Annotated in this window: 22 protein-coding genes and 1 pseudogene; 10 read left to right on the top strand and 13 right to left on the bottom strand. The window is 67.3% G+C overall.

What is annotated here, in order from left to right:
* Nucleotides 1–5 precede the first annotated feature (5 nt).
* Entirely contained in the window at nt 6–1229 is a 1224-nt protein-coding gene (locus ACLQ28_RS22540; protein ID WP_425688258.1) for an FAD-dependent oxidoreductase, read from the top strand.
* A 169-nt stretch (nt 1230–1398) separates the two neighbouring features.
* A complete protein-coding gene (locus tag ACLQ28_RS22535) occupies nt 1399–1866 on the top strand; it encodes a hypothetical protein (RefSeq protein WP_425688257.1) in 468 nt (155 codons plus the stop codon).
* An 88-nt stretch (nt 1867–1954) separates the two neighbouring features.
* Here ACLQ28_RS22535 and ACLQ28_RS22530 read toward each other — a convergent pair whose 3' ends face one another.
* Nucleotides 1955–4555, bottom strand: coding sequence for an FtsX-like permease family protein (locus ACLQ28_RS22530; RefSeq protein WP_425688256.1), 2601 nt, complete (start codon nt 4553–4555; stop codon nt 1955–1957).
* Nucleotides 4552–5310 carry an ABC transporter ATP-binding protein gene (locus ACLQ28_RS22525; RefSeq protein ID WP_425688255.1) on the bottom strand — a complete coding sequence of 253 codons (759 nt, stop codon included), beginning with the start codon at nt 5308–5310 and terminating at the stop codon, nt 4552–4554. The genes ACLQ28_RS22530 and ACLQ28_RS22525 overlap by 4 nt, the downstream gene beginning before the upstream one ends.
* Nucleotides 5311–5735: 425 nt before the next feature.
* On the opposite strand from ACLQ28_RS22525, the gene ACLQ28_RS22520 reads away from it, so the two are divergent.
* From ACLQ28_RS22520 to ACLQ28_RS22510, 3 genes are all read left to right on the top strand, one after another.
* The gene (locus ACLQ28_RS22520; RefSeq protein ID WP_425688254.1) at nt 5736–6656 is read left to right on the top strand and encodes a sensor histidine kinase; all 921 of its coding nucleotides are present in this window, start codon (nt 5736–5738) and stop codon (nt 6654–6656) included.
* A complete protein-coding gene (locus ACLQ28_RS22515) occupies nt 6644–7303 on the top strand; it encodes a response regulator (protein WP_425688253.1) in 660 nt (219 codons plus the stop codon). The genes ACLQ28_RS22520 and ACLQ28_RS22515 overlap by 13 nt, the downstream gene beginning before the upstream one ends.
* Nucleotides 7304–7401: 98 nt before the next feature.
* Nucleotides 7402–7740, top strand: coding sequence for an SUKH-3 domain-containing protein (locus ACLQ28_RS22510; protein ID WP_425688252.1), 339 nt, complete (start codon nt 7402–7404; stop codon nt 7738–7740).
* A gap of 585 nt (nt 7741–8325) precedes the next feature.
* Here ACLQ28_RS22510 and ACLQ28_RS22505 read toward each other — a convergent pair.
* Complete coding sequence (locus ACLQ28_RS22505; protein WP_425688251.1) at nt 8326–11592, bottom strand: arabinofuranosidase catalytic domain-containing protein; 3267 nt, start codon at nt 11590–11592, stop codon at nt 8326–8328.
* Between the two features lie 454 nt (nt 11593–12046).
* Here ACLQ28_RS22505 and ACLQ28_RS22500 point away from each other — a divergent pair.
* Nucleotides 12047–12601, top strand: a pseudogene (locus tag ACLQ28_RS22500) (flavin reductase family protein); the annotation flags it as partial.
* 190 nt (nt 12602–12791) lie between these two features.
* Here the strand turns inward: ACLQ28_RS22500 and ACLQ28_RS22495 are convergent.
* Both ACLQ28_RS22495 and ACLQ28_RS22490 read right to left on the bottom strand, forming a co-directional pair.
* On the bottom strand, nt 12792–13208 hold the full coding sequence (locus tag ACLQ28_RS22495; RefSeq protein WP_425688250.1) for a type II toxin-antitoxin system VapC family toxin: 417 nt from the start codon (nt 13206–13208) through the stop codon (nt 12792–12794).
* Nucleotides 13190–13444 carry a FitA-like ribbon-helix-helix domain-containing protein gene (locus ACLQ28_RS22490; protein ID WP_027656217.1) on the bottom strand — a complete coding sequence of 85 codons (255 nt, stop codon included), beginning with the start codon at nt 13442–13444 and terminating at the stop codon, nt 13190–13192. Before ACLQ28_RS22490 ends, ACLQ28_RS22495 begins: the two co-directional genes overlap by 19 nt.
* 539 nt (nt 13445–13983) lie before the next feature.
* Between ACLQ28_RS22490 and ACLQ28_RS22485 the strand changes: the two genes are divergently transcribed.
* Nucleotides 13984–17073, top strand: a complete 3090-nt coding sequence (locus ACLQ28_RS22485; RefSeq protein WP_425688249.1) for an ATP-binding protein — start codon at nt 13984–13986, stop codon at nt 17071–17073.
* Between the two features lie 65 nt (nt 17074–17138).
* Here ACLQ28_RS22485 and ACLQ28_RS22480 read toward each other — a convergent pair whose 3' ends face one another.
* The 3 genes from ACLQ28_RS22480 to ACLQ28_RS22470 all read right to left on the bottom strand — a co-directional run bounded on the left by ACLQ28_RS22480 (nt 17139) and on the right by ACLQ28_RS22470 (nt 19666).
* Nucleotides 17139–18041 (bottom strand): alpha/beta hydrolase, encoded by a 903-nt coding sequence (locus ACLQ28_RS22480; RefSeq protein ID WP_425688248.1) that lies wholly within the window; start codon nt 18039–18041, stop codon nt 17139–17141.
* Between the two features lie 161 nt (nt 18042–18202).
* Nucleotides 18203–19096, bottom strand: coding sequence for an alpha/beta fold hydrolase (locus ACLQ28_RS22475; RefSeq protein ID WP_425688247.1), 894 nt, complete (start codon nt 19094–19096; stop codon nt 18203–18205).
* Nucleotides 19097–19255: 159 nt separating this feature from the next.
* Nucleotides 19256–19666 (bottom strand): hypothetical protein, encoded by a 411-nt coding sequence (locus tag ACLQ28_RS22470; RefSeq protein ID WP_425688246.1) that lies wholly within the window; start codon nt 19664–19666, stop codon nt 19256–19258.
* Between the two features lie 692 nt (nt 19667–20358).
* Between ACLQ28_RS22470 and ACLQ28_RS22465 the strand changes: the two genes are divergently transcribed.
* Nucleotides 20359–21069 (top strand): flavin reductase family protein, encoded by a 711-nt coding sequence (locus ACLQ28_RS22465; protein WP_425688245.1) that lies wholly within the window; start codon nt 20359–20361, stop codon nt 21067–21069.
* A complete protein-coding gene (locus ACLQ28_RS22460; RefSeq protein ID WP_425688244.1) occupies nt 21066–21230 on the top strand; it encodes a hypothetical protein in 165 nt (54 codons plus the stop codon). Before ACLQ28_RS22465 ends, ACLQ28_RS22460 begins: the two co-directional genes overlap by 4 nt.
* A gap of 160 nt (nt 21231–21390) precedes the next feature.
* Here the strand turns inward: ACLQ28_RS22460 and ACLQ28_RS22455 are convergent, their stop codons facing one another.
* The gene (locus tag ACLQ28_RS22455; RefSeq protein WP_425688243.1) at nt 21391–21672 is read right to left on the bottom strand and encodes a hypothetical protein; all 282 of its coding nucleotides are present in this window, start codon (nt 21670–21672) and stop codon (nt 21391–21393) included.
* Nucleotides 21673–21780: 108 nt separating this feature from the next.
* Here ACLQ28_RS22455 and ACLQ28_RS22450 point away from each other — a divergent pair, with 108 nt between their 5' ends.
* Nucleotides 21781–22176, top strand: a complete 396-nt coding sequence (locus ACLQ28_RS22450; protein WP_425688242.1) for a tyrosine-type recombinase/integrase — start codon at nt 21781–21783, stop codon at nt 22174–22176.
* A gap of 784 nt (nt 22177–22960) precedes the next feature.
* Here the strand turns inward: ACLQ28_RS22450 and ACLQ28_RS22445 are convergent.
* The 4 genes from ACLQ28_RS22445 to ACLQ28_RS22430 all read right to left on the bottom strand — a co-directional run bounded on the left by ACLQ28_RS22445 (nt 22961) and on the right by ACLQ28_RS22430 (nt 26469).
* Nucleotides 22961–23635, bottom strand: coding sequence for a hypothetical protein (locus ACLQ28_RS22445; RefSeq protein WP_425688241.1), 675 nt, complete (start codon nt 23633–23635; stop codon nt 22961–22963).
* Nucleotides 23636–23829: 194 nt separating this feature from the next.
* Complete coding sequence (locus ACLQ28_RS22440; protein WP_425688240.1) at nt 23830–24996, bottom strand: hypothetical protein; 1167 nt, start codon at nt 24994–24996, stop codon at nt 23830–23832.
* 280 nt (nt 24997–25276) lie between these two features.
* Nucleotides 25277–25528, bottom strand: a complete 252-nt coding sequence (locus ACLQ28_RS22435) for an SAV_915 family protein (RefSeq protein ID WP_425688402.1) — start codon at nt 25526–25528, stop codon at nt 25277–25279.
* Entirely contained in the window at nt 25510–26469 is a 960-nt protein-coding gene (locus tag ACLQ28_RS22430) for a hypothetical protein (protein WP_425688414.1), read from the bottom strand. The genes ACLQ28_RS22435 and ACLQ28_RS22430 overlap by 19 nt, the downstream gene beginning before the upstream one ends.
* Nucleotides 26470–26608: the final 139 nt, after the last annotated feature.

The following is a 26608-nucleotide window of genomic DNA, read 5'->3' as shown; positions in this document are numbered from 1 at the left end:
CAACGATGCGGTCCACCCCCCTGCGCGTCCTCATCGTCGGCGGCGGCATCGGCGGCCTGTGCCTGGCCCAAGGGTTACGACGACAGAACGTCGATGTGACCGTGTACGAACGGGACCGCGCCCCGGACGCCAGACTTCAGGGTTACCGCATCAACATCGAAGCCGCGGGCAGTGCCGCGCTCGCCGAATGCCTGCCAACGAACCTGTGGCGAGAACTGACAGACACCGCTGGTGACCCGGGTCCCGGGATGGGCGTGTACGACGAGCGCCTTCGCCTGATGGTGCGTATCGGCCCGGAAACCCACGACGCGGTGGCCGCCGGCGAGCACGCGGTCAGTCGCGTAGCACTGCGCCAGCTACTCCTTACCGACCTTGACGACATGATCCGATTCGACAAGGAGTTCATCGGCTACGAGCAACATCGCGGTGGCACCGTCACCGCGCGCTTCGCTGACGGCAGCTCTGCCACCGCCGACCTACTCGTCGGCGCCGACGGAGCCCGCTCCCGGGTCCGCCGCCAGCTCCTGCCCAACGCCGGCGAGCAACCGATCACCGCTATCGGCGTCGGCGGCAAACTGCCGCTCACCCCACGCACCGAGGCATGGCTACCCACACCCATCACGACCCGCAAGAACATGTTCCTGCCGCGCCAGGACTTCCTGTTCACGTCCGCCTTTCGCTCCCGGAGGCCCTCCGATACCGACGCCGACTACGTCATGTGGGCCTACGTCGCCGACCGCAACGCGCTGCCTGCCGCGACCGCAGCCCTGACCGGGAAACCCCTACGCGACCTCGTCGCCGCGCGGATGACCGACTGGCACCCCGACCTCCGCAGGATGGTCATGGAGTCGGCCCCGGAGAGCACGCAGCAGTTCGCCTTCGCCGCATCTGCCCCGGTCACACCATGGCCGACCGGCAACGTGACACTGCTCGGCGACGCGATCCACCACATGCCACCGGTAGGCGGGCTTGGCGGCAACGCGGCGCTGCACGACGCGCGACTGCTCTGCCACGCACTGACCGAGATTTCCGAGGACCGCACACAGCTACGGCCCGCCCTGGCCAGCTACGAGAAGCAGATGCTCCAGCACGGGTTCGCCGCAGTCGCCGAGTCCATGCGCAACCTGAAGGTGGCCACCCAACGCCGGGAGGCCCGCACAGCGGTACGCGGATTCTTCCGCCTCTGCGGTGCGATGCCTCCACTTCGCCGGGCCGTATTCGGCGAGTGACCCCTGGTCAGGGGGCACCTCGCCTACGTCGTCGAGCGCGCCGCCGACCCAACTTCAAGGCAACGCTGGTGACCACCTGGATGATGAACGGCTCGATCACGGCACGAACGATGAAAGCGTGCCGTCCCATGATCTCCGATGAACTCGTGCCTGCGGCAGACTTGGGCTTGTGCGAACTCAGCCACTCAATCGCAAGGTCCGCTTTGAGATCCGCCCGTGGGGCGGCGGTCCTGACCCCGCACGCGAGTTGTTGCCGTACGTCGACAATGTGAGCCTGGTGGACCTAGTGTCTGGCTACGAGCATGCCGCCGGCCACGACGTGCCTGGCCAGTACGCCGGGATCGTTCTTGATCACTTCAACTTCGGTGACCTGACCGGCTACCTCACCGGCCGACCGGACTCGGCCTACTGGGCCCGGAAAGGCGCGATCGCCCTACTCGGATGCGACTGCGGCGAGGTCGGCTGCTGGCCTCTGCAAGCCCAGGTGGTTACTACTGACGACGTGGTGAGGTGGCGCGGCTTCGTTCAGCCCCACCGTCCCAAGCGCGATTACGGGGACTTCGGTCCCTTCGTGTTCCGCCGCAACCAGTACGAGCGCGCAGTCCTCGAGGCCGCAGCAGCCATGCCGAGTTCCTGAAAGATGCACCAACTTCCGTCGTCGCGTCTTCGATCGGCCTGCGGAGTCTGACACCGGCCAGACTCGGCTGCTACGCCGGCTGGGCCCCTCACTCGCGCCCGCCGATCGCGTTGATCGGCGTCGGTCGCATGGCGAGCCGGGTGGCCATCGTGATCGCACCCCAGGAGAGCGCGACGGTGAACGCCACGATCGCGATCACGCCGATGAGAGAAATGCTGGGCGTGGGCGACTGCGTCAACCCGAGGCTGAAGCCGATCAGCGGGGGAATCGCCGCCAGCGCACCAAACAGCAGTGCTGCGAAAACCACGATCCTGGTCTCGCCGTTCATCATCTTGCGGACCTGGTCCCGGTGGGCGCCGATGAGTTGCAGCATCGCGAACTCGCGGACCCGCGCCGCCGTCGCCATCACCAGAGTGTTCACCACGGCGATGGCGATGTAGCCGAGCAGCACGGTCTGAAAGAGCAGATTGAGCACCCAGTCACCTGCGCCGCCGACCCCTGGCACGGCCAGGAACGCCTCCCGGTCGCCCACCTGGACCGTCGGATAGCGCTGGAGAGTGCCGCGCAGCGCGTCGTCGAGCGCCTTCTGATCGGTCCCGTTCGCGGACCTGATCAGGACCGCGGTGTTGACCTGAGCGGTGCTGTGGGCGACGACGAGGTCGTTGGGCAGCGCGACGTCGCCGAAGCCCAGGCCGTTCTCGTAGATCGCCACGACCAGCGGCTTGATCGTCGTGCCATCGCCGAGGTGGAGCTCGATCGCCGCGCCAACCTTCGCATGGACGGTGTCCGCGACGACCCGGCTCAGCGCCACTGTCTTGCCTCGTAGTTCCGCGGTGTCGCCCTCAAGCACCGCGAGGTCCATCGTTTCGGCGAGTCCGTCGGGTGCGACGCCCTGAGCGGCGAAGGCCCTGGTCGCGGTGCTGTCCTCGGACGGGAACGTCAGCAGCACCTGCATCCGCGCCACCGGCGTCACCACGGCGACCCCGGGCACCCCGCGTACGGCGTCCACCACCTCGGGGGAGATACCGGCTCCAGACGACGAGGTCAGCACGTGGTCGGCCCGTAGCCCGTCCTCGAGCTGGTGCTGCGCCCCTGCGATCGTCGTGGAGGCACTGAACACCTGCACCGCGGCGAGGGTCACGCCCATCGCCAGCGGGGTGGTCGCCGCGCTGAGCCGCCGCCAGTTGGCCCGCGTGTTTGCCTGAGCGAGAAAGCCGCCGGCCGTGGACTGCCGGTTCACGAGCCGGCCGAACAGCGCGAGGGCGCCGTTGAGCAGCGGAGGCCCGAGGCAGCCGAGCGCCACAACGAACAGGAGAACCGCACTCGCCGCGGTGTCGGCGGCCGAGTCTCCCGGCGATGCCACATCGCCAAGCGTCAGCAGCAGCCCGAGCGGGATGAGCAGGACTCCGACGATCAATCGGACCCGGCCGAGACTCCTGGGCTCGATCGCGGCGTCCCCGAGTGCCTCGATCGGGCTGACCTTGACCACCCGACGCGCGACCAGCCATCCGGAGAGCCGGGCGCCGATCATGCACAACACCAACGCGGCGAGGATCGGCCATGCCCTCACCTTCATCTGGAAATCCGGGGGCATGGCGCCCGCGAGGACGAACACGCCACGCATCACGAACGCGAGGATCACACCGGGGATCGCACCCACCAGCGAGCCCGTGAACGACACCAGAGCCATCTCGGCATTGATCATCCAGTGGATCTGTCGGGGCGTCGCGCCGATGGCCCGCAACAGGGCCAGCTCGCGCCGGCGCTGCCGCACCGACAACGCGAGGGTGCTGGCCACCACGAACACCACGATCAGCACCATCGTGCCGCCGAACGACGCCGCGGTCTCCACCACCAGGCTGCGGGCGTCGCCCACGTCCAAGAACTCCACGTCGCCGCGTCCGGCACCGGTGTGGGCCACCACGTCCGGCACGGCGTCCCTGATCCGCCCAGCCAGCTGCTCCGGGGCGACGCCGGGCGCGGCGAGTACACCGATGGCGTCCACCCGGTCCGGCCGGCCGGACAGCCTGATCGCCTCGTCGTCGCTGAAGAAAACGGCGGACTGCCGGTCCAACCCGTCCGGCGCGGTGACGATGCCGACCACGCGGTAGGACGACAGGATCGAGCCGACCACAATCTGCACCGTGGCGCCGACCGCCACCTCGTCACGCTCGGCCAGATCGGCGTCCAGCACGACCTCGCCGGGCCCGGGGGCACGGCCCTCGCTCGCCTGGAACGGCGCAAGCGCCGCCGCGGACCAGCCGTGCCCGAGCACCGGGAAGTCGTGCGGGCCGCGCACCACGTCGCCGTCCGGGTTCAGCATGCTGACCTGCACGTTGACGTCACCGATGGCGGCCTGGACGCCGGGTACCGCGGCGACGGCGGCGACCTTGTCGGCGGGCAGCGTGACACGCTCGCTGTGGCGGACTTCGGAACTCTCGTCCAACCAGAAGGACTGCGGCGCACCGAGGACCACCGCTGCGCCCGAGTACCGCTCGGGGGTGACGCCGTTGCCGAGCCCGGCCTGGAGAAGGATCCCGCATGCGGTGATCACGGCCGAGCCCGCGACGATCGCGACGAAGGAGCCCCCGAAACCGCCCCTGTTTCCCTTGATCGTGCTCCACGCCATCTTCAGGTCCCGCGGCAACGGCACCACGATGCGAACCAGACGCCGGATCAGGCCAATCACCACTCACCCAGGTGCGTCATGCGCGCCGCGACCTGATCCGGGGTGGGCCGGGGCAGGTCACCCGCGAGCCGGCCATCGGCCAGGAAAACCACGGAATCGGCGTACGAGGCGGTGACCGGGTCGTGGGTCACCATCAGGACCGTCTGTCCCATGTCGTCCACGATCCCCCTCAGCAGTTCGAGCACCTGCTTGCTGGACCGGGTGTCCAGCGCACCGGTCGGTTCGTCGGCGACCACCACGTCCGGGTGATTGATCAGCGCGCGGGCAATCGCGACCCGCTGCTGCTGACCGCCGGAGAGCTCACTCGGCCGCCGCCTGAAATGCTCGCCAAGGCCGACCGCGGTGAACACCTCGCGTAGGAACTCAGGGTCGGTCTTCTTGTCCGCGAGTCGCAGCGGCAGCGTGACGTTCTCCTCCACGTTCAGCGAGCCCAGCAGGTTGTAGGCCTGGAAGATGAAGCCGATCCGCTGGCGCCGTACCTCGGTGAGCTGGACCTCGTTGAGGCGCGACAGCTCGACGTCGCCCAGCCAGACCGAGCCCGAGGTGGGCCGGTCCAGACCGGCCGCGCAGTTGAGAAATGTGCTCTTACCAGAGCCGGAAGGCCCCATCACCGCGGTGAAGGTGCCTCGGCGCAGCTCGATGCTCACAGCATCCAGTGCCTGCACCGCGGTCTTCGCCGAACCGTAAACCTTGGACACCGAAGCCAGACGGATCGAATAGTCAGCGGACGTGGCGCGCCGCACAGCATGGGGCATGCCGTCTGACGCTACGGATTACGTCGGTGCCAGCCGCTACCCCGTACCACCGGATTTGGGGTACAGCTGGCTGTAGTGCTGCGGCCATCGGGCAGACTTGACGCCGTGTCGGGAACGCGAAAGGACGCTGTTTCCGGGAGTTGGCAGAGGGGCATCCTGTGACGTCGGGCCGACGGTGGGTGCAGGTGTGGCGCAGCGGGGCCTATCTGTTGGTGTCACTAGCCTCCGGGATCGCCACTGTGCTCGCGTTGCCGCTGCTGTGCGTTCCGCGGCTTGCCCGGACGTGGGCAAACTGGCACCGTGACCATGCCGGCCGGTTGCTCGGGACGCCGATGGCATCGGGTTCAGCCCTGCGCGCGGGAGGACGTCGAGCCTGGGCCGGTCCGTCCACGGGCCGCTACGCACTCTGGCTGCCGGTCAACGCCGTGACCGGGGTAGCGTTCGGCCTGGCCGCGCTGCTGTGCGTGGGCAACGTCGTGCCCGCCGCGGTCGCCACGACACTGTGGTGGGCGTTCGAACCGCAGGATCGGCCACGGCCGTTCATCGATGTTCCGGTGACCGGCTGGGCGACCGCTCTCACGCTCGGCCCGCTGCAGATTCTCCTGCTCACCGCCTTGGCATACCTGTGCTTCCCGCCGATGGCTCTCGCACACGCCCGGATCTGTCAGGTAGTGCTGTCGCACTCGACAGCCGAACAGCTCGCCGACCGGGTCGCCGTGTTGACCCGCACCCGGGCGGACGTGCTCGACGCCCACGGCGCGGAGTTGCGCCGGATTGAACGCGACCTGCACGACGGCGCCCAGGCCCGGCTGGTGGCCATCGCGATGCGGTTGGCCCTGGCCCGGCAGGTGCTGTCCGATGATCCGCGCGACGAGCAGTACCTGGAGGAACTTCTTCGGGACGCACACGAAGGAACCGAAGAGGCGATGACCGAACTCCGCGGTGTGATCCGAACCGTCTATCCGCCGATTCTCGTCGACCGGGGCCTCGCCGGTGCTCTGACCGCAGTGACCGCTCGCTGTGGCGTGCCGACCAGACTGAGCATCGGGGACATCGAACGGGTACCGGCGGCTGTGGAGGCAATCGTCTACTTCGCTGTCGCCGAGGCGCTGACCAACGTCGTCAGGCACAGCCGAGCGACCACGGCCGGCGTGCGGGTGAGCCGCAAGGCCGAACGGTTGTCGGTGGTGATCACTGACGACGGCACCGGCGGCGCCGATGATCGGTTGGGCACCGGCCTCGCCGGCATCCGTGGCCGGGTACGCGCTCTCGACGGCACCATCGACGTCGTCAGCCCGGCCGGCGGGCCGACGACCATCACCATGGAGCTGCCGTGCGGGTCGTGATCGCCGAAGACAACGTGCTTCTGTCCACCGGGCTGGAATTGCTGCTCAACCGTGTGGGCTTCGAAATCGTCGCCATCGTCGACGATGCGGCGGGCTTCCTCACGGCCGTCCGGGACCACCGGCCCGACGTCACCATCGTCGACGTTCGGCTGCCGCCGTCATTTCGCGACGAGGGCATCCGCGCCGCCCTGCAGGCCCGTCGAGAGCACCCCGGCCTGCCGGTCCTGGTGCTATCGCAGTACGTCGAGCAGCAGTACGCCGCCGAACTGCTCTCCACCACCGCCGGCGGCGTCGGTTACCTCCTCAAGGACCGCGTCAGCCGAGTTGATGAATTCGTCGACGCGCTGCGCCGCGTCGCGGCTGGCGGCACCGCAATGGACCCCGAGGTCATCGCGCAACTCGTCCTACACGCGGGCGACCCGATCGCCGCCCTTACTCCACGCGAGCGCGAGGTGCTCGCATTGATGGCACAGGGGCACGACAACGACACGATCGCCGACCAGCTCGTCATCACGGACAACGCCGTACACAAACACATCGGCAACATCTTCGCCAAGCTTGGCCTCGCCGTGAGCGACAGCGGCCACCGGCGCGTCCTGGCCGTCCTCAGGTACCTCAACACCAGGGGCGGGGTCAGCGGACGCTGATTCGGCCCGCGACCGGCGCCGATGGTCCGGTCGACCTGAGTGACCTTGGCCGGCAGTATGGCGTTGCGCAACACGCTCGACCATAGGGAGGTGCTGTGATGCGGGGAGACGACCGCGCACTGCCGGACCGGGCGGCACAAGCACTCACGATGGCAGGTTGGTCGCCGCGCCGCCGGGTGGACGTCGACGAGTGGGAGTCGGCGCTCGCCCCTGAGGGCTTTGCCATGCACGCTCTCGCTCGTGCCTTCCTAACCGAGTTTGGCGGGCTGGCCGTGCCGGTGAACGGTCCCGGTCGGGGCTCTGCCCGGATCGGCGTACGGCTCGACTCAGTGTTGTGCCTCGGGCAGAAAAGGTGGTTCGACAGCCTCGCCGGATCCACGGCCGGTCTGCTTGCGACTGACCGGCCGAAGGCGGCGTCCGCTGCCGGACGGCGGTAGGTCATCAGCTTCACAACACGACCAGCAGCACTAGACGGGGCTGCGGGCGCAGCCGAGGACGCTCGCCATCCGTTTTGGCTGTCTGCCATGGCGATGTGCTGTTGAGCGGTATACCTCAGAGGTATGAATATGACTCTGAGGTATACCGCTCATTACCGCATCCGCCCTGACGGAGGTGACCGACAGTCACCGCCGGCTGCAGGCTGCGCTCACAGCCCGGGCCAGGGTTAGGAGTGACTCGTCTAGAGGTTCAAGGTGCGCCGGATGTACGACGCCGCGCCCTGGGCAAGGTGGGTCCAAGGCGAGGCCGACGAATACCGTTCCGGCTATGAATGAGCCTGCGGAGGTGAGGATGCCCGTGGGCGTCGGCTCGTGGTTTGGGGTCGCGACGGCCACCGTCCGGACCTCGACGCGGTGAATCCGGGTCGTCGACACCGCTTTGCGACGTGGACGTCCTCAAGGTGTGATCGTTCGTTTGGGTGGGCCGGTACCCGTACCCGTAGATGACAGGCCCCCACCGACGACGCGGACCCCCTGCTCAGCAGGGGGTCCGCAAACCGGATCTGGGACGAGGTCCAGCTTGGTCTAACTCAGGAGCTTCCAGGGTCCGTAGGGGTCACCGGGAGCCTGGTTACGCGTCCACCACTTGCCCTCGTAGGAATGACCGTCGTACGAAACCTGGTCGCCGGCGTTGAAGATGCGCGACGCGGTCCAGATCGTCCGGCCGTCCTCGGTGAGGGCCAGTTCCTGCCACGGACCGTTCGGGTCACCTGGCTTCTGGTTCTGGGTCCACCAGGAGGCCAGGTACACCTTGCCGTCGAGGCTGACCTTGTCGCCCGTGTTGTAGATCTTCGTTGCGGTCCACGCGGGCGGCAGGTTCACCGTCAGCGTCACGGTGCCCTGGGCCGCGCTGAGCGTGTCGCTGCCCGAGTAGAGCGCAGTGAGCTCGTGGCTGCCGGCCGCCAGACCGGCAGGGAGCGTGAACGTCGCACGGTTGGCGGAGAGCGTCGCCGTGCCGCGGGCGGTGTCGCCCTCCCGCAGTTCGACCGTGCCGAGGGCAGGCTTGCCGCCGGCACTCACGGTCACGGTCACCGTCGCGGCGGTGCCCCAGTTCACCGGGGCGGCCGTCGCGGTCACCACGGGCCTGGCCACCCCCGGCGATGGCGCGGTGGAGGTGACGAAGTCGCGGCAAAGGCTGTCGGCGTCCTTGCCGTCGGGGGCGCGGGTATTGCTTCGTCCAGGCCCGGCCGCGGCGCCGGCGACCACCACGATGCAGCCCCCGCCGCCCTGGTCGGCCTCCATCGTCGCTAGCTCCGGGCTGGTGATGGTCCCGTTCCCGCTCGAACTGCTCTGCTGGGAGCCGTAGACCATCGCGTCGACGACCACCGCGCCGGTGGCGTCCCGCAGCGCGATCGAGCCGGCGCTGACGGACAGCGCGCCTCCGAACCACTGGTCAGGGCTCGGCGACCCCTGGTATCCCGCCGTAGTAACCTGCGGGTCCACGATGGCTGTGCCGAGCGGGTGGCCGGTGTTCACGGCGGTGTCGAGCGTGATGCCGCTGCCGAGCGCCTGAACCGACACTCCGCTCGAGTGCGCGCGGCTCGTGGCCGGCGAGAAGCTGATGCCGGTGCCCCGATCGGACACGTCGACGGCCGAGCGGTGGTTGAACTGAAGCGGGGTGGTCAGCGTGACGCCGGTCCCGTTCACGCCGGTGGTGCCGATCTCGGCGACCGTGACGACCTCCTTGTATTCTCCGGCGTCGATCGTCAGCTTGTCACCGACCGTCATGTTGGCATTGGCCGCGACCTTGATGTTGGACGCGCCCGCGGCCGCCACCGCCGACAGGGTCGTTTGCGTGGCCGCCTTGCCGACCTCGGTCACGGTGGCCAACTCGTAGTTGGTGGCGGAGTCGATGGCGATCTTCTGTCCCACCTCGAAGCCTGCCGCGCTCGTGACCGGCACATTGGTCGAGCCCGCGGGAATCGTCAGCCACGGCCCGGTAGTGACCGGCACGAACAGCGTCGTCGGGGCGGTGGCCGCGGTACCGAGTGCCTGGACAACGCGGGTCTCCCGGCCCGAGCCGGTGTCTATGTCGATCTGCTGGCCGACGGCGAAACCGGTGGTGCTCCGGACGTTGATCGTGGTCGCGCCCGGGTTCGCCGGGGCCGCCAGCCCCGAACCGGACAGACCCAGCAGGTAGGTGCCGCCGGCCGCGAGCGTCGTCGAGGCCGGGATCGTCGCGAGCAGGGTCGCGGCCGACTGGCCCGGCGTGTTGGTCAGCGTCCAGTTCGAGATGTCGATACCGACACCCGTGGGGTTGTAGAGCTCGATGAACTGGTCGGTGGCATTGCTACTGGTCCGGAACCGGACCTCGTTGATCTTTACGGGGAGTACGTTGCGGACGGCCTGGGCGATCGACGTCGACTGGCCCCCGCCAAGTGTCGGACTGGTCCATACGGCCTTGCCGCTCAGGTAGCCCGCACCGATCGTTGTCGGGGCGGTGACCGTAAAGGTCGCCTGCACGCTTGCGCCGGGCTCAACTGCGGAGAACGTCGCCGACGTGTTGCTGGTGCCTGACACGAGGGCCTTCCACCCGTTGGGCGTGGCGAGGTTCAGCTCGACGTCAGTCGCTCGTGAACCGGTGGTGTTCGTGAACGTCTCGGTGACACTCTGAGTCGAGCCCGGTGTGAAGGTCGTGGCCCGCGAGAGGCTCAGCCGCTGTACCTCATACTTCGCCGCGACGATGTTGGCCTGAACCGCCTGCACGCTGGCGTCGGTCGGGTATCCGGCCGTCATCACGCCTTCGTAGAAGGTGCCGGCCGAGCCGTTACCGTTGTCGCCGCCATTGCCCAACTGAACAGCACCCCTGCGGTGCATCGGGAAGTACGTGCTGTTGGTAAGCGAACCGGGGCGAGGTCCACTGTAAAAAGTCGAGAGGGCGCCGTCCTGCGCGTTACCACCCCTCAGATCCCATTGATTTCCGCCACCACCGTTTACGGAACCGGTCACGAACCGCCACGAGTCGATGGTCGGATCCGCCTCGTTCACACCGGCGTTGTAGCCGGAGAAGAGCCCGGCCTCCATGTCGGACATGATCCAGGGGCCGGGGCCGCGGCCCTTGCCCCACGCGGTAGCGGTGCCGAAGTAGACGGTGTCCATGGTGCCCGTTCCCACGGCACGACTGTTGGTCGAGGTGTTGCCGTAGTTGAAGCAGCACCCGCTGTCGAAGTGTGTGCCGTCGAAGACCATGTAGATCCCCTGCGGTTCATCGTCCTTCGCGAGGTAGGAGGCGTCGTTGTTGCGATACCCCATGCCGGGCATGATGTAGACGCCGTACGCTTTGTGGCCGCTGACAGTCACCGGCGCCATGTCGGCGATCGAGAGCGTGTTATAGCCCCCTACCTCCTGGCCCCGGAACGTTCCCGGTGGCGCCTGGTAGAGGTGGTTACCCTTGCCGGACTGGTCGTAGACGACCGTGATCAGGCAGAGCGTGCTGGCGCAGAATGCGTCCTGCGCGGCGGCGTCGGCGTATCCGCCCGCGTCCGGAACCGGCCCAGCGGAGGGTGCGACGATGCCGACATCTTTGACCGCCCGGTCCGACGTGCGCAGGACCTGGTAGAGCGGGCCGTTATACGAGGCGGAGAGCGCTCGTGTGGTGCTGTGGGCGGTCACGCACGGGGTGGAACCGGCGGCATAGATGTCACATGGGCCTTGCGGTCTGGCTGGAGCCGCCGGCTCGTTCGCCTGCGCTGGCAGCGCCAACGCAAGTGAGGTGCCGACGAGCGATAGCGCGATCGCTGCACGCGTGGCGAGTCTTCGGTGGCGGGCGCGGGCGGTGGGGGGTCTGAACATGTTGGATCAGCTCCTACTGCGTCCTGCTCGACCGAGCCGAGCTTTGACGTGGCCGTGTGAGGCGGCCGGGTTGCTGGTGCGATCACCGGAAGGTCACGCACGATGTGGCGGCCCTGTTCGGTCGCCTTTGTGGCACACGGGTGTCACTTGCCGATGTGAGCGACAACATCGAGGCCGTGATGGGTCCCGCATAGCCGCAATGGTTGGGAGTTGTTAACGCTAACAACGTCTCGAGACATTGATTGAAACATCGCCGACACATTGGTGTCAACGGTTGCGGTCGGACCACGGCGAAGGGTGTTCGACGACCGTCCAATGTAGAAAACAAGGGTCCGGCCGATGCGGCGCTTCGGCTCAGATCGTGGCGAAAATGCCAGTGGCCTGCGATGGGCGCGCTCCCACCGCCAAGCGTCACGTCCGATGACCGCCAGCATCGTTCGCCTGGTACGCGCAGAACCTCGCGCCAATGTCGTCGGCCTGGTGGCTGGGCCAGTTCGCCATGCTCGGTCTCGGCGACAGCGGCCAGACGACGGCAAACCTGCTGCGCGAACGGGAGTGCGTCCTCAACCTGCCGTCCTCAGCGATGGTCGACGCCGTCGACCGGATCGCGCTGACCACCGGCAGAGCAGACGTGTCGGAGGGCAAGGTCCGGCAAGGCTACCGGTACGAGCCAGACAAGTTCGGCGTCGCCGGCCTGACTCAGCAGGCGTCAGAACTGGTCCGAGCACCCCGGGTCGCGGAATGCCCGGTCCAGCTCGAATGTCGGGTCGTCGCGGCTCATCCATTCGCCGGGGCCTCTGTCCAGGCCACCGCCTTCCAGGTCGAGGTACTCCGCGCGCACGTCGAGGAAGAGTTGCTCATCCCGGGGACCAGCTACGTGGACCCGCTGCGCTGGGACCCGCTGATCATGAAGTTCTGCGAATCTTTCGGCGGCGGGTCCAACGTGCACCCCTCGCGACTGGCCGAGGGCTGGGACATGCCCCACCAACTCCAGCCGACGACGCGCTGAGCACGGCAACCGCCAGGAGGTAGCGCGTCGGTCCGGACCTCGACGCGGTCCGCTCGGGCAGCCGAGAGGGTCTGACCAGGGAAACGGCTGGGGGCCGGAGGTACCACCATGCGGCAATCGCCGGTGATCCGCTTCCACTCAGGCTGGCCGGCCCAAGGGCGTCAGGCCGATGCTTCTCGGGCGGCCACCGTCAGGACACCGCGAGCAGTCGGAACTCGCAGCGGACGCCGCCGGCCTTGACGAGCCGACCATCACCGGTCACGAGTGGGCAGGCCAACAACTCCGCCGCCGCGACATAAGCCGCGTCGTACGCCGTGACATTGCCCCGCAACTGCCACATCCGGTCGAGCAGCATAGCGACGCCAACCTCATCGATGACCAACGAAGGCAGAGTCTCGATCGCCTCCTGCGCCCGAGCAAGGCCCAGCTTTCCACCGAGGACCTTGCCTCTGATCACCGACATGACCTCGACCAGAAGATGGCTCGGCGCGGCCCAGTGCGGATCTCCGGTCAGCTCCACCCGCGCCGCGTCGCCGACCGGCCCGTCGTCAACCAGGGCATCGGCCAGAACCGACGCATCCACGACGATCATGCGGCGCTTCCCCACGGTCCGCGCTGCTCCCGCTGATCATTCAACTCGGCCGCGCTCTCCCCCGGCAGGGAGCGAGCACCGTCCGATCGGCCGGCGAAGCGGTCAAGGGCCGCCGTGTTGCGCAACCGTCGAGCCTGCGTCTCCACCAACTCCAACAGGTAAGCCTGGAGGGACTGCCCGCGCGCCTTGGCCTGGGCCGCCAGGGCGTCTCGCACTTCTTCCGGCACGTCCCGAATCTGGAGAGCAACCATGCATTCATTATGCATGCAGCATCACTCGCTCGCCATGGAAGACTCGAAACCTCGATAAAACGGTTCGCATGACGACTGCGGCAAAGCCAAAACCCACAGGTCAGAAAAGTGCGTGGACCATACGTGGCAGAATCCGAACCGCATTCCGGCAGCGCACGGGTCTGTTGTGATGGAAACTGCGGTGCGGACACGTAAAACGTAGTCGGGATTCGCGCAGCTTGATGTGTCTTATTGGACATCAACCTGCGCGTCCGTCGGGCCACTTGGCCTACCGGCGGCCTCCACGCCACTTCCGCCAACCGAGGTCACTGATTCCTCGACTTCGGTTGACGCTGAAGATCAGCGCCGCTTACGGCTGAAGGTCACAGGCCGACAGCTAGCGATCTTGGTGCTGTCGACGGATAGCAGACGATGCCACGAACGAACGCCCCAGGGCCTGCAGGACGGAAGGCGATGGGCGTTAGAGCTCACAGAGAAGCGGATCGGGAGAAGGCTCTACCATGGGGGTCGCCCGACTGCCAAGATCCAGGTGGGACACGATGACCACGAATGCCCCGGGCATACTGTTCAACATCCTGGGTGCCGTCGAGATCCGCCACCCCGACGGCACCGCCGTGGCCGTCAGCGGCGCAAAACGTCAGGCCATCCTTGCGCTGCTGCTGCTGGAGGCCGGACGCACCGTTAGCACAGATCGGTTGATCGAGGGCATGTACGCGGATGGCCCGCTGGCCGACGCGGCCAACGCCCTGCACGGACAGATGTCACGTCTGCGTCGCCTGGTGCGCGGCACCGGGGCCACGATCGAGTCCGGCCCGGCCGGATACCGCCTCGCCGTCGACCCAGACGCGGTCGACGCGCACCTGTTCAGCCGTCTCGCCGCTGATGGGCACCAGATCCTGGCGGCCGATCCCACTACCGCCGAAACGCTGCTGTCACAGGCCGTGCAGCTGTGGCGCGGACGGGACCTGCCCGACCTCCCCGATGTCCCCTTGCTCAGCGCGCACGTCTCCCGCCTCGTCCAGCTGCGCCTGGTCGCGATCGAAGACCACGCCGAGGCAGCACTCGCCACCGGCGAAACCGTCACCGCCGTGGCCGAACTGTCCGAGCTGGTGAACGCGCATCCGCTCCGCGAACGGGCGTGCGCCCTGCTGATGCGCGCCCTCTACGCCTCCGGGCAGCAGGCGCAGGCGCTCGAACTCTACGAACGCACCCGCCGCTCACTAGCCTACGACCTCGGCACCGACCCCTCGCACGAGCTCACCGCCGCACACATGGCCATCCTCCGCGATCGCCCATCGCCGGGACCACGGCGTGTGCCCGCTCAGCTGACCAGCTTCGTCGGCCGCGACGAGGAACTCGCCCGGCTGACCGGGCTACTCGCTTCCGAACGGCTCGTGACCCTCACCGGCCCCGGCGGCACGGGCAAAACCCGGCTGGCGATCGAGGCCGCCAGCGCGATGAACGGCGAGCACGCCTTCACCGAACTCGCACCTCTGACCGACGCCCGCCTTCTCGCCCAGACCATCACCATGGCGCTCGGCCTGAACGACCCCGGCCTGCTGTCCACCGCCGCGGGGCCGCGCGCTGCCGAGGCACACCTGATCAACGCGCTCGCCGACCGACGGATCCTGATCATCCTGGACAACTGCGAGCACATCATCGACGACACGGCCCGGCTCACCCAACGGTTGCTAGCCGCGTGCCCCGGATTACGAATCCTGGCCACCAGCCGCGAGTCACTGGGACTTACCGGAGAGACGCTGTTCCCACTCGGGCAGCTCGCCGTCGCCAGGGCGGACGCGCCCATGCCTGAGCGGCTGGACTCTCCCGCGGTACGCCTGTTCGCAGACCGCGCGCGCAGGGTGCGGCCGGACTTCCGCATCGACGCCGACGGCATCGACGACGTCGCACGCATCTGCACCGAACTCGACGGGCTCCCGCTGGCTATCGAACTTGCCGCGGCGCGGCTACGTTCGCTCGCCCCCGCGGAGATCGCCGCAGGGCTGTCTGACCGCTTCCGTCTGCTGTCCCGCGGCAGCCGTGGCGCCGAGCTTCGGCATCAGACGCTGCGGGCGGCGGTCGAGTGGAGCTGGGAGCTGCTCAACCCGGCCGAGCGGACCCTCGCCCGGCGGTTGTCCGTGTTCGTCGGCGGCGCCACCGTCGCCTCGGCCACCGCGGTGTGCGGTCTGCCCGAGCCGGACATGCACGATCTGCTCGCCGGACTCACCGAGAAGTCTTTTGTCGACCATTCCAGTGGCCGATACCGGATGCTGCAGACAATCCGTGCCTTCTGCGCCGAACGCCTGAACGAATCCGGTGAGGAACCCGTGGTGCGCCGCACGCATGCCGCGCACTTCTGGAGGCTCACCGAGTCTGCCGACCCGCATCTACGCGGCTTCGGACAGCTGGAGTGGCTGGACCGGCTGGCCGCCGAGAACGACGACCTGCGGGCCGCGCTGCGCTGGACCGTGTACACCGATCCGCAGCTGGCACTGCGGATGGCCGCGGCGATGTCCTGGTACTGGCACCTGCGCGGGCTGCGCCGCGAAGGTGCGGCACTATCCATGGAGCTACTGTCCCAGCTGGACGGAGCGCCGCCCGGTGACCTGGCGGAGGAGTTCGGCCTGTGCGCGGCCAACGCGATCGCCGTCGTCGACCCGGACGCCGGCGCGTCGAGCCTTCTGGCATACGCGACGGGTCTGACCGCGAGTGATCCGCCTCGCTGGCCGGCTACGGCGGTGCTCTGCCCCACACCGGACCGCCCGGCCGCAGCGGACGCGTGGTCGCAGGCCACCGCGCACCTCCACCGCGGCGACCGGCACCTTGTTCGCGGGGAGGCTCGCGAGGCCGAGGCGGCGTTGCTGCTGGCGCTCGAGGGCTTCCGGGCCATCGGTGACCGCTGGGGTACCACCAACGCCCTCGACTCGCTGGCCGAGCTGGCCGCCTGGCGCGGCGACTGGGCCCGCACCATCTCCCTGCAGAGCCAGGCCGTCGACCTCGCCGACCAGCTCTCCTCCGCCGAGGCACTCACTGACCTGCTCTGCCGCCGCGCTAAGGTCCGCATGCTCGCCGGGGACCTATCCGCCGCTCGCGCCGACCTCCAACACGCGAGCGAGACCGCCGCCCGCACCGGGCGCCCCGAGGTGCTCGCCGAGCTCCACCAGGGCTTCGGGGACGTCGCCCGCCACCAAGGTGACCTGACCGAAGCCGCCCGCAGGTACGAACTCGCGATTGCCGCTGTCGGCGGCGGCGACGCGGCACGCCCTGTGCGCCTCAAGGCTCTGCGCGGCCTCGGCTGGATCGCCGCGTCCACCGATCGCCCCGAAGAGGCCGCCCGGCTGCACCGCACCTTGCTCGATGAAGCGGTCGACCACGGCAACTACCTCCTCGCCGCCGACGCCGTCACCGGTCTGGCCGGTGTCGCCCTGCTGAAAGCCGACGGCACCCGTGCGGCGCTGCTGCTCGGTGCCGCCCACGCCGTGCACGGAGCACGCCTTGCCGACAACGCCGATACCAGACGCGTTGTCGAGGCCACGCAGAAGCTGATCGGATCGGCGCAGTACACGGCAGCACGCGCCGACGGGCAGGCGTTGAGCCCGGACGAGGCGCTGGCAGTGGCGAGGGGATAGGCGGCTAGGACAAAGGCCACGTGACGGTAGCGGCAGCGCACCCTTGAGTGGTCGGTGACACCGGCTCATGACTCTTCCAGGAGCGCGGCGATGTCGGCGAAGATCCGGTCGCCGGCGGCCGCACACGCGGGCGAGACGACGTCCATCGTGAGGAACCCGTGGACCAGACCAGCCTCGCACCGGTGCTCGGTCGGCACTCCAACCTGCCGGAGCCGGTCGGCGTATGCGTCGCCCTCGTCGCGGAGTGGATCATGTTCAGCGGTGACCACGACGGCGCGCGGCAGGCCCTTTACATCGGCGAACAAGGGGCTCACGTGGGGATCGGCGCGCAGCTGCGGATCGGGGACCCAGAGTTCGACGCCCCATGCGACATCTTCGGTGGACAGGCCCCACCCGGTGGCCTTGGTGCAGGTGCTCGGCCGGCCAAGGGTCAGATCGGTGTTCGGGTACGCCAGGACCTGCGCGTCAGGTAGCCGGCTATCGTCGTCCCTGAGTCGCAGGCAGGCGAGAGCAGCGAGGTTGCCGCCCGAGCTGTCGCCCATGACGAGTACGGGGCCATCGGACGCGGTCACCGGACGAAGGACGGTCAGGACGTCTTGCACCGCTGCCGGCCACGGATTCTCTGGCGCACGGCGATAGTCGACCGCAATCACGGTCGCACCGGTGGCCTTGGCGAGGCGACGGCACACCCGGTCGTGTGATTCCAAATCGCCGATGACCCACATGCCGCCGTGCACGTACACAACGGTGCCCTGGGACGCGGCCTGCGGCCGGTAGATCCGGACGGCGACGTCGCCTATCCGCTCGTCGCAGACGTCAGCAAGTTCTGGACCACGGGGTTGAGCGGCCACTCGCTGCCGCTGCCCCGTGCGCAACGCGTCGGCACCTATCAGGTGTGCCGGTGGTGGCGGGTTGTCACGAAGTGTCTCGATGAACATGGTCAGCTCGGCGTCTGCGACTGCATTCAAGCCAGTCATCCTTCGCCTTCCTCAGAGTGATTCGACTTCGGAATGGGAAACGGGCCGTCGCTGTCACGAAGCAAAAGTCGGTACGACGCATGCCCAGCTGGTGATGCGCTGGCGCGGCCGCCTCCGGCTGATCGCGCCTGCGCATCGTTTTGGGCAGCTCTTCACCGCCGGTTGTGGCCGACGGCGGCGACCTCGCGTACGGCCGCAGCAATGGCCGGGGCGTCCTTCTTGAGGATGGCGCCGTGGTTGCTGGAGACCTTGGCGCTGACCTTGATGTTCGGGTTGCGGGCGGTCACGACACCGAGGCTGGCTCGGATACGTTCCTGCTCATCGCCCTTGCTTCCGAACGATCTGCCTGACGCAAGTACGTACCGCGTCGGGACGCTGATGTCGTCCAGCACCGGAGCCAGCTCGCGCTCGCGGGAAAGCTTGCCGACCTCGATGTTGATCTCGGCCTGCTGTTCAGCGGTCATCCGCGGGGTCAGGCCCGTCGGGCGCAGCAGCGCCGTGAGCCAGCGGATCCGCTTGAACAGCTTGCGGATCCGCTGCTCCATCGCGGCGTCGAGCCAGTCGTATGGTTGCGCGCCTTCGACCAGGACCGCGCCCAAGGCACGGTCCGGATTCCGGCTGGCCCAGTGCGCGGCCACGAACGCCCCGTAGGACCAGCCCACGACCACGGCTCGGTCCACACCCCTGGCCGCGAGGACGATGTCGACATCGCGAAGGGCGGCGGCGAAGGAGTAGTCGGCCGACGTCTTCGACTTGCCGCGAGCCCGCTCGTCGTAGGTGAGGTGCCGAAAGCCAGGGCCGAGTTCGGCAACGGTCTTCCGCCAGTAACCCTGAGTCGCGAACTGTCCATTGAGGTAAACCACGGGAATTCCGCCACCGCCGGTGTCGGTGACCGCAAGTGCAGTGTCCTCGACCGGCAGCATACCGGTCCACTCCGAATCGTCCGCGAGATTCCTGCTCGTCATGATGTGATCCTCCTTATCGCTTTGTTGCGTCTTGTACGGCATCTCCCGGCACTGCGTCCCAGCCCGCTCGATGCGGCCCACGGCGGGCCTAGCGTGGACAGGTCGTTTGCGCGCGGCCGGGACCGAGCAGCCAGCGCAGTGCCCCCAGCGAAGCGATAGCTCGCCGAGGCAGCGCTGAACGGAAACCAAACCGGGCCGGCGTCCGCCTGCTGGGATCACGTTCGCTTTGGCAGCGCCCCGTCAGGCGGCGTCGAGGGCTTTGGTGATCTTCTGGATCATGCCGGCGACGACGGGGCTGGGCTGGCTCTGGTGGCTGGCGGATTGAAGTGCGGTGATGACGGTTCGGCGAAAGTTGTCGGCCTCTTCCGGGGCTTGCTCCTTGAGCAGGATGATGGCCGACGTTAGGGCCGGAAGCACGCGGTCGGCGACCTCGGCTACGGACTTGCCGGTGACCCCCGCACCCTTGGGATAGCCGGCGAGCACGTGTCCAACCAGGCCGGTGGCCGAGCCCAACGCGATGGTTCCATTGGTGGCGATCTTGTGCGATGAGCCACCGCCCGCACCAGCGATTGACAGCAGCGTGATGGCACCATAGGCGGCGACCTGCAGAGTTCTCTTGTCCTGTTCGGTAAGCGCGATGTCTTTTGTCATGCATCCACCATCGTCCCGTGGCCTGATACCGACCTGTCATGGCGCTTACGCGATGATCCAACTGGTTCGCGGCGCGTGACAGGCATGTCAGGTGCCGATCGGGATGCATGCCGGTCGCGGGTTCGCGGAGACGATGCCGCCGTCGCCGAGAGGCCGGGCGGCGTCTGTTGCCTTGAGCGGGCTCGCCGGAGCGGATGTCTCATTCCATGCCTGGATCACGGGCCATCGATCTAGTCGCCACGATCAGCCGTTGACCGATGGCCGCGCAGGGCTGAGCCACTAGCGGGATCGATCTAGTCGCCAGCCCTTTGAGCTGGAAGAATGAGAGTTGCGAGGCACAGCGGGCGAACTGACAGATGTCGTCGATGAACCGGTCCAGCGGCGGTCCAGGGCCCCGGCTGACGTACCCCATTGACCCAGGGTGGCTGACGCAGGTTCGCGCACCGCCGCATTCGCCATCGAAGATCGCGCCCGTCCCAGACGGGCGAAAGCCCAGCTCACGAATGAGCTGGGCCTCGTTAATCGGATATGACCGATTTGCGGGTGGGGCGGGCGGGACTCGAACCCGCGACGGGTACCCCTCCCGTCGGCAAGCGTCACGTCCGATGACCGCCAGCATCGTTCGCCTGGTACGCGCAGAGTCGGGGGTGGTCCGTACGTCGCGCGGGCCGGCTCTGATGAAAGGCGGAACGATGCACGTGGTACCCGGCCTCAAGGTGCTCTACTTCGGGACTCCGGTGGTGCTGATCAGCTCACGCAACCCAAACGGCACGGCGAACCTCGCGCCAATGTCGTCGGCATGGTGGCTGGGCCAGTTCGCCATGCTCGGTCTCGGCGACAGCGGCCAGACGACGGCAAACCTGCTGCGCGAACGGGAATGCGTCCTCAACCTGCCGTCCTCGGCGATGGTCGACGCCGTCGACCGGATCGCGCTGACCACCGGCAGAGCAGACGTGTCGGAGGGCAAGGTCCGGCAAGGCTACCGGTACGAGCCAGACAAGTTCGGCGTCGCCGGCCTGACTCAGCAGGCGTCAGAACTGGTCCGAGCACCCCGGGTCGCGGAATGCCCGGTCCAGCTCGAATGTCGGGTCGTCGCGGCTCATCCATTCGCCGGGGCCTCTGTCCAGGCCACCGCCTTCCAGGTCGAGGTACTCCGCGCGCACGTCGAGGAAGAGTTGGTCGTCCCGGGGACCAGCTACGTGGACCCGCTGCGCTGGGACCCGCTGATCATGAAGTTCTGCGAATTCTTCGGCGGCGGGTCCAACGTGCACCCGTCGCGACTGGCCGAGGGCTGGGACATGCCCCACCAACTCCAGCCGACGACGCGCTGGGCACGGCAACCGCCAAGGGGTAGCGCGTCGGTCCGGCCTCGATGCGGTGGGTCCGGGTCGTCGCCAGCATGACTGACGCTGTGGTCATCTCAGGCGCCATGTGGTTGCTGCTCTGGGTTATCCCGTGGTGGCGAGGTCTTCGCACGGTGCGCGTTCTGCTGGCCGTCGCAGCTGCGACCGTCGTTCTCGTACTCCTGCCAGTGCGGATGTTCAACTGGTTCTCGCACACCTGAAATCGCGCATCGCCGCATGGGCTGATCAGCAGAAACGGCTCTCGACATCTCTCACCGCTCCCCGCCGCCCGTCGACCTCCTGCGGACCAGATGCGGACCGCCTGCCCCGCTGCACGTTCATGCCGGGCCGATCCTCGTGGCCGTTGCTGGCGGATCGCGCTCAATCGGCCCGGACCGCGGCTTCTGGCCTTGCCCTGTCCTGAGTCGCGTGCTGCCGTCGCCGCAGCAACACGGCTGACACCAGGTAGCCCACACCGACGACCGCCCACAGTGTGGCAAATACCCAACGCAACGGCGTGGGGTCTCCGACGGCCACGACCATCCACCCGACGGCCAGGAAAAGCCAGACGCCTCCCCTGATGAAACCCTGCTTCGGCGTCTTTGCTGTCTGCCACCACGGGTTCTTGGCTGGCTTCATATAGGAGATCTTCGCATTAATCACGGGACCACGCCGCCCGGACCAACCTCGGGATTGGGGCAAGACCGTAGATGGCTGGTTGGTTGGTCATGGCCCTGGCCAGCTCGTCTGCTGCTGCCGGGTGACGCCGGTGTGAGCGGACCGTCTTGGCTGTACGGATGGCTGTACCGCCTGTTCACGTCCCCGGCCAGTGACGTGCTGCGCAACAACAACTTCCGTCGCCGGGTCTTCGACCGCGCTGCGACGTCGATCGGTCTCGCCGGCCTGACCCCGCACGAGCTGCGGCACACGGCGGCCAGTCTGGCGGTGGCCGAGGGCGCCAACGTCAAGGCGGTGCAGCGGATGCTCGGGCACGCCTCGGCGGCCATGACGCTGGACGTGTACGCCGACCTGATCGAGGACGTCCTGGACCAGGTGGCGGACCGCCTCGACCGGGCGGCGGGTCGTGCTGCTGCGGACTCAGTGCGGACTGAGCGCGTCGGGCCAGACCTCGATGCGGTTCACCAGGTTCGTCGGCAGCATGGCTGAGCTGGGAGTTTCCGTGCTGGGGCCCTCGATCCTGGCCGGCCGCGGCTGGCCGCTGAAGGCCCACCGTCCCAGCCGTTCAGTGCCTCGCAGGTATCTCCGAGTGGGCCTGTACGGGTCGGCGCCGATCGGCCGGCCCGGCGGATCGGGCCAAGGATTTTTCCCAGAGCCCGTGTAGGCCTTCCGCACATAATCGGGTCACTGTGAGTTAGCGCGCGTCGCAACAACGACCAGCAGCGTCCAATGCTGTTAGACATCCACCCCCGGGCGACGGTGACACGTCAGCGGCGGCGGGCTCAAAAACAGGACCTGCCGATCCACAAACGTGGGGCAGGTCCGCCTTCCGACCGTAGCATCCGCTGGCCGCGCTCAGGTGCCGCCCGGCAGCGCCCGAGCGACAGCAGCCGTGCCTCTCGCGCAGATTCATTGTCGGCGCTGACCTGCTCTCGGGCGGGAGGCCGGGGTGCGCTTGCTGGCCCTTGATCCTGGACGGCCGCGGCTGGCCCCTCAAGGCCCACCGGCGCAGCCGCGTCAGTGCGTCGTACCGAGCGTGGGGTGGGCCTGTGCGGGGCTGCGCCGATCGGCCGGCCGGGCGGATCGGGCCAGCACCGCCCACCCGGCCGTTCCCGCGCCGGGTAGGGCGTCCTTGTGGTCTTGGAAAGGACGTTCTCTGTTATGACGACCACTCTGTTGTCCCGCAGAACTAGATACCGGAGACCTCTTCAGTTGTCGATCACCGCCATGCCGTGACCTCGACTCGACCATGGTTAACATTCCCAGCCGAAAACTAGCTGTTTAAAGATCCGCTGTGGATCCGGCTGAGTGCCGCCGTAGTTCCCAGTTCGGTCCGTAACTCAGGGTTTTCAAGGTAAAAGCGCAGTGCGTAAAATACGGCGGTGGCATCCGCAGCCAGCCATCTTGCGCGGACGGTCATAAACGGCAAGAACTGCATCTCCTGTGTGCCGAAACGCCCGGTGTAGCGGCGAACATGGGCACCGTCAGCCGGATAAGCCTTAGCGACGATGAGCGGCGACCCGATCCACTCTGCGGATACTTCATAGACCGAAAACCACGGAAGGACGTGCGTGAAGTTCAGACTTCGATGGTAGAGCCCAGTCCGGCAGAGCGACACCCGACCGGGGGCAAGCCGGAGCAGAACCACAAGGAACCACACAAGGCCGAGTGTCAAAAGCATCAGGCCGATGCCGACCGCCAGCCCAGGGACCCCGGTAGTCGCTACCGCAATCGCGACGAAGGCACCGATTAGCGCTGACATCAACAGCGTGGCTACCAACCAGAAATATGGCCACGTCGAGTAGGTGAAAGAGACGCTTTGGTGGTCGCCGCAGACCGGGCACGTGCCTAGTGTGCCACCTGATGCCCGGCGGCGGGGGATCCAAAGCGAACACGAGCCGAGGCCAGCGACAGCGGCGATATATACCGCTCCGACCACCAGCAGCACGCCGGCAGTCACTTCCCCGGACAACACCGCCCAGAGCGCAAACGCTACACAAGTAACAGCTATGAAAAAAAGAAAGCCCACGGACAGGATCTGGCTGTTGCTAGGCCGCTTGTTAGCCCAACCAGCGGGCTGCGACAGCTGTCGGCTTCCTGCCGCGTCCCTGCCTGTAGACATCCCATCGTCCCCTGATTTCATCAAAAGATCGAATTCCAGACTTTCTTGGCAGTGTCACCTACCGCCTCGCCAGCATCACCGACGGCGTCACCAACTTCCTTGAAGCCGTCGTCAATCCCGTCCCTAACGCCTTGCGGGAGTTGGTCGTAACCCCAATCTAGGGCCCCGCTTGCGACCAGCCCGACACCGACACCCACGACGGCCCCCACCACCGTTCCGACGGGGCCGCCGACCATGGTTCCGACTGCGGCACCGGCACCAGCAGCGGCCAACGCCCCGCCAACACCTGAGATGATCGCTTTACCGGCAGGCTTGCCTTGGTGGATGTCGTAGCCGATTCCGGCGCCAGTGATCGCTACACCGACGATTGGGATCTTGCTTCCCACGCGCCGACCGACCGAGTCCGCCTTGCCGGCGAACCTGTCCGCTTCCAAATGCTTCCCGTACGCCTGCGCATTTAGCGCCTTAGCTTCGGCCGATCCGCCGGGAGCCTTCAGGTAACGCTCAACCGCCCGCTTGGATTCTTCCCGCAGAGCTTCGGCCTGCTTCTTCAGAATGCTGGTGTGCGCAGCCGCCAACCCGCCGACGACCGCGCCGTTAACTACCTCACTGGCTACCAGCAGGCTTTTGCCGGTTAGGTCGTCCCAAATGTTCTTGCCGATTGCTTTCGCCGCATCGATGACGCCGCGCGCTCGATTCGCTTCGACTGCCGCCAAATTGTACGCTTGAACCTTACGGTAGTGTGCGTCGAGGGCGACAACTCCGCTATTGTAGGTCCGCACTTCTTCCGCACTGGGATTTCGGTCGGAAGGAAGCGCTTGAACTACAGGTGCCGGTCCCGGCTCAAGGATGGTCTGACCGGTCAGCTGCAGGCCTTCGTCTCTAGCAATCTGTCGGGCTCGCTCCATCCCCTGTTGAGAGGTCCGCAAATCGTCGGCGTAAGCGTTGAAAGAATTCGCCGCTGCCTCTATATCGATCCTGAGGCCGTCCGCCCTGCGGCTGGTGCCTTCCATCCGGCTCTGAAATGCTGGGCCAGCAGTACCCTGCCACCCTCGAACAGCTTCATCGCGAGCGCAGCGAAGATCGGTGACGCAGTGATCCATGCTCGTCGCCAATCGGTTCTTGAGCCACTGTGCACTGGCGCGGATGGACTCGGGGTTGCCGTCAATCCTTGTATCGATCGGCATTAGAACAGTCCCTGGAAGCTCTCGCTAGCTTCCAGGTCCTGACGTTCGTAGGCATTGCGAGATTGCGTTACCCGCGCGCTCGCCTCTCGTAGCCCGACGACCAGATTTCCGGCACTCTCAGACACGTGTGCCACGACTTGGCCCATAATCCCGGTGACCTCCCCGGCGTCCGGCAACGGAGGGGGACTCTTACCCGCGCCGTCGAGGGTGTCCCCGGCTCGCCATAAACGGTCCGCAATCTCACTGAGCGCCGTCAGGGTGACATTAGTCTCGAACGACATCATTCCTCCCCCGATCGCCGCCGGAATTCGTCCGGGATCTCCAGGTCCAAGAAGACGATTTCGTACTGCGTGTCGAGCCGTATTGCCTCAAGGTCTGTTGCAGGCATTACGGTCCACGGTTGCTGATCGCCGCAGCACTTAACCAATCGATCTAGTGCCGAATACACCAGCAGCGCCATTCGTCCGTCGCGGGTCCGGCGGAGGTCCACGCTCAGCCGGTCATCGCCCGGCTTCAGCAGCGAGCATGGCATGTAGACGACAGGCGGAAATTTTGTCGCCTGGGTAGGCTCGCTCGACTCGGCCGGCGGGTCCCCAGGGGCGTGCTGCTCCGACGGCAAGGGGTTCGTCGCCATGCCGGAGAGTGTAAGGCGTCGATGCTCTCCGAAACTGCCCCGGTTCGATGACCAATCCGGCACCTCGAGACCAGTCCGCGGCCCGGCAGGCCGCTTCCATCGGGGAAGGGCAGCAGCACGAGGACGCAGTCGCTCGGCAGCTCGTGCCACAAGTCGTCTAGGACAGAAGTGGTCACCACGCACTGCCCCGGCGCGAGGGCAGCCAGCATTCCCCGCTTGTCCGCTGCGGATAGCGTGGCGTCAATGATGGGGACCGGCGCCGATGCCAGCCCAGCGAGCTGGTCGGCGGTATAGACGGCGTCGGCGGGCGTGGGTGCGACGACGAGACAGGGTCGGGACAGCGACGCGACTCCGGCGAGGGTGCGGCGCAGGACGTCGCGTCGATCGTCGTCGGACGGCACGTTCTCGATCCGGTCGAGGACCGCCCATGCTCGGGCGGACAGGTCCTCACCGGCATCCGTGGCACGCGCCAGCAACCAGGCGTGCAACGAGGGCAGGCTGTCGCTCCACGGCATGAGGAACTTAACGCCGAGGTCCCGGAGCAGCGCCCCAGCCTCCGATCGGAGTTCCAGTTCCTCGCGGCTCACCTCGAAGGTCACCTCAGGCAGCGACGAGTGGCCGCGATCGCGCAAGACCTGGGTGTCGACGGCCAGCAGCACCGGCCACTGTGCCCAATGCTGCCCCTCGCCCCGGGAGACTAGGGCCACCACCTTTCGAGCCTGGTCGCCGAGCTGAACCGGCAGCGAGGAGGGCGGGTCGTCCCATATCAGCAGGTCGGGACGCACGCTCGCCAGGGCCCTCCGGCTCGGTCCGCGCTGCAGCCGGCTGAAGGTCGTCACGATCGCGCCGTCACGCGGGCGGTCTAGGCTATCCAGCAGTTCCAGCGCGTCGCTGGCACCGGCTAGTACGGCAGCCGCCGTTCGTGATCATGGTTGGAGTTCGAGGGTGAGGCGGCGAGCGTAGTGGGCTCGTTTGGCT

It is taken from the genome of Micromonospora sp. DT201 (assembly GCF_049841575.1).
Lineage (GTDB): Bacteria > Actinomycetota > Actinomycetes > Mycobacteriales > Micromonosporaceae > Micromonospora.
This window is presented reverse-complemented; position numbering and strand designations above follow the sequence as displayed.

Bases quoted from the DNA above. Each gene is read 5' to 3' on its own strand.
- ACLQ28_RS22540 (WP_425688258.1), top strand. From the start codon at position 6: ATGCGGTCCACCCCCCTGCGCGTCCTCATCGTCGGCGGCGGCATCGGC.
- ACLQ28_RS22525 (WP_425688255.1), bottom strand. From the start codon at position 5,310: ATGCCCCATGCTGTGCGGCGCGCCACGTCCGCTGACTATTCGATCCGT.
- ACLQ28_RS22510 (WP_425688252.1), top strand. From the start codon at position 7,402: ATGCGGGGAGACGACCGCGCACTGCCGGACCGGGCGGCACAAGCACTC.
- ACLQ28_RS22505 (WP_425688251.1), bottom strand. From the start codon at position 11,592: ATGTTCAGACCCCCCACCGCCCGCGCCCGCCACCGAAGACTCGCCACG.
- ACLQ28_RS22490 (WP_027656217.1), bottom strand. From the start codon at position 13,444: ATGGTTGCTCTCCAGATTCGGGACGTGCCGGAAGAAGTGCGAGACGCC.
- ACLQ28_RS22485 (WP_425688249.1), top strand. From the start codon at position 13,984: ATGACCACGAATGCCCCGGGCATACTGTTCAACATCCTGGGTGCCGTC.
- ACLQ28_RS22470 (WP_425688246.1), bottom strand. From the start codon at position 19,666: ATGACAAAAGACATCGCGCTTACCGAACAGGACAAGAGAACTCTGCAG.
- ACLQ28_RS22465 (WP_425688245.1), top strand. From the start codon at position 20,359: ATGCACGTGGTACCCGGCCTCAAGGTGCTCTACTTCGGGACTCCGGTG.
- ACLQ28_RS22460 (WP_425688244.1), top strand. From the start codon at position 21,066: ATGACTGACGCTGTGGTCATCTCAGGCGCCATGTGGTTGCTGCTCTGG.
- ACLQ28_RS22440 (WP_425688240.1), bottom strand. From the start codon at position 24,996: ATGCCGATCGATACAAGGATTGACGGCAACCCCGAGTCCATCCGCGCC.
- ACLQ28_RS22435 (WP_425688402.1), bottom strand. From the start codon at position 25,528: ATGCCATGCTCGCTGCTGAAGCCGGGCGATGACCGGCTGAGCGTGGAC.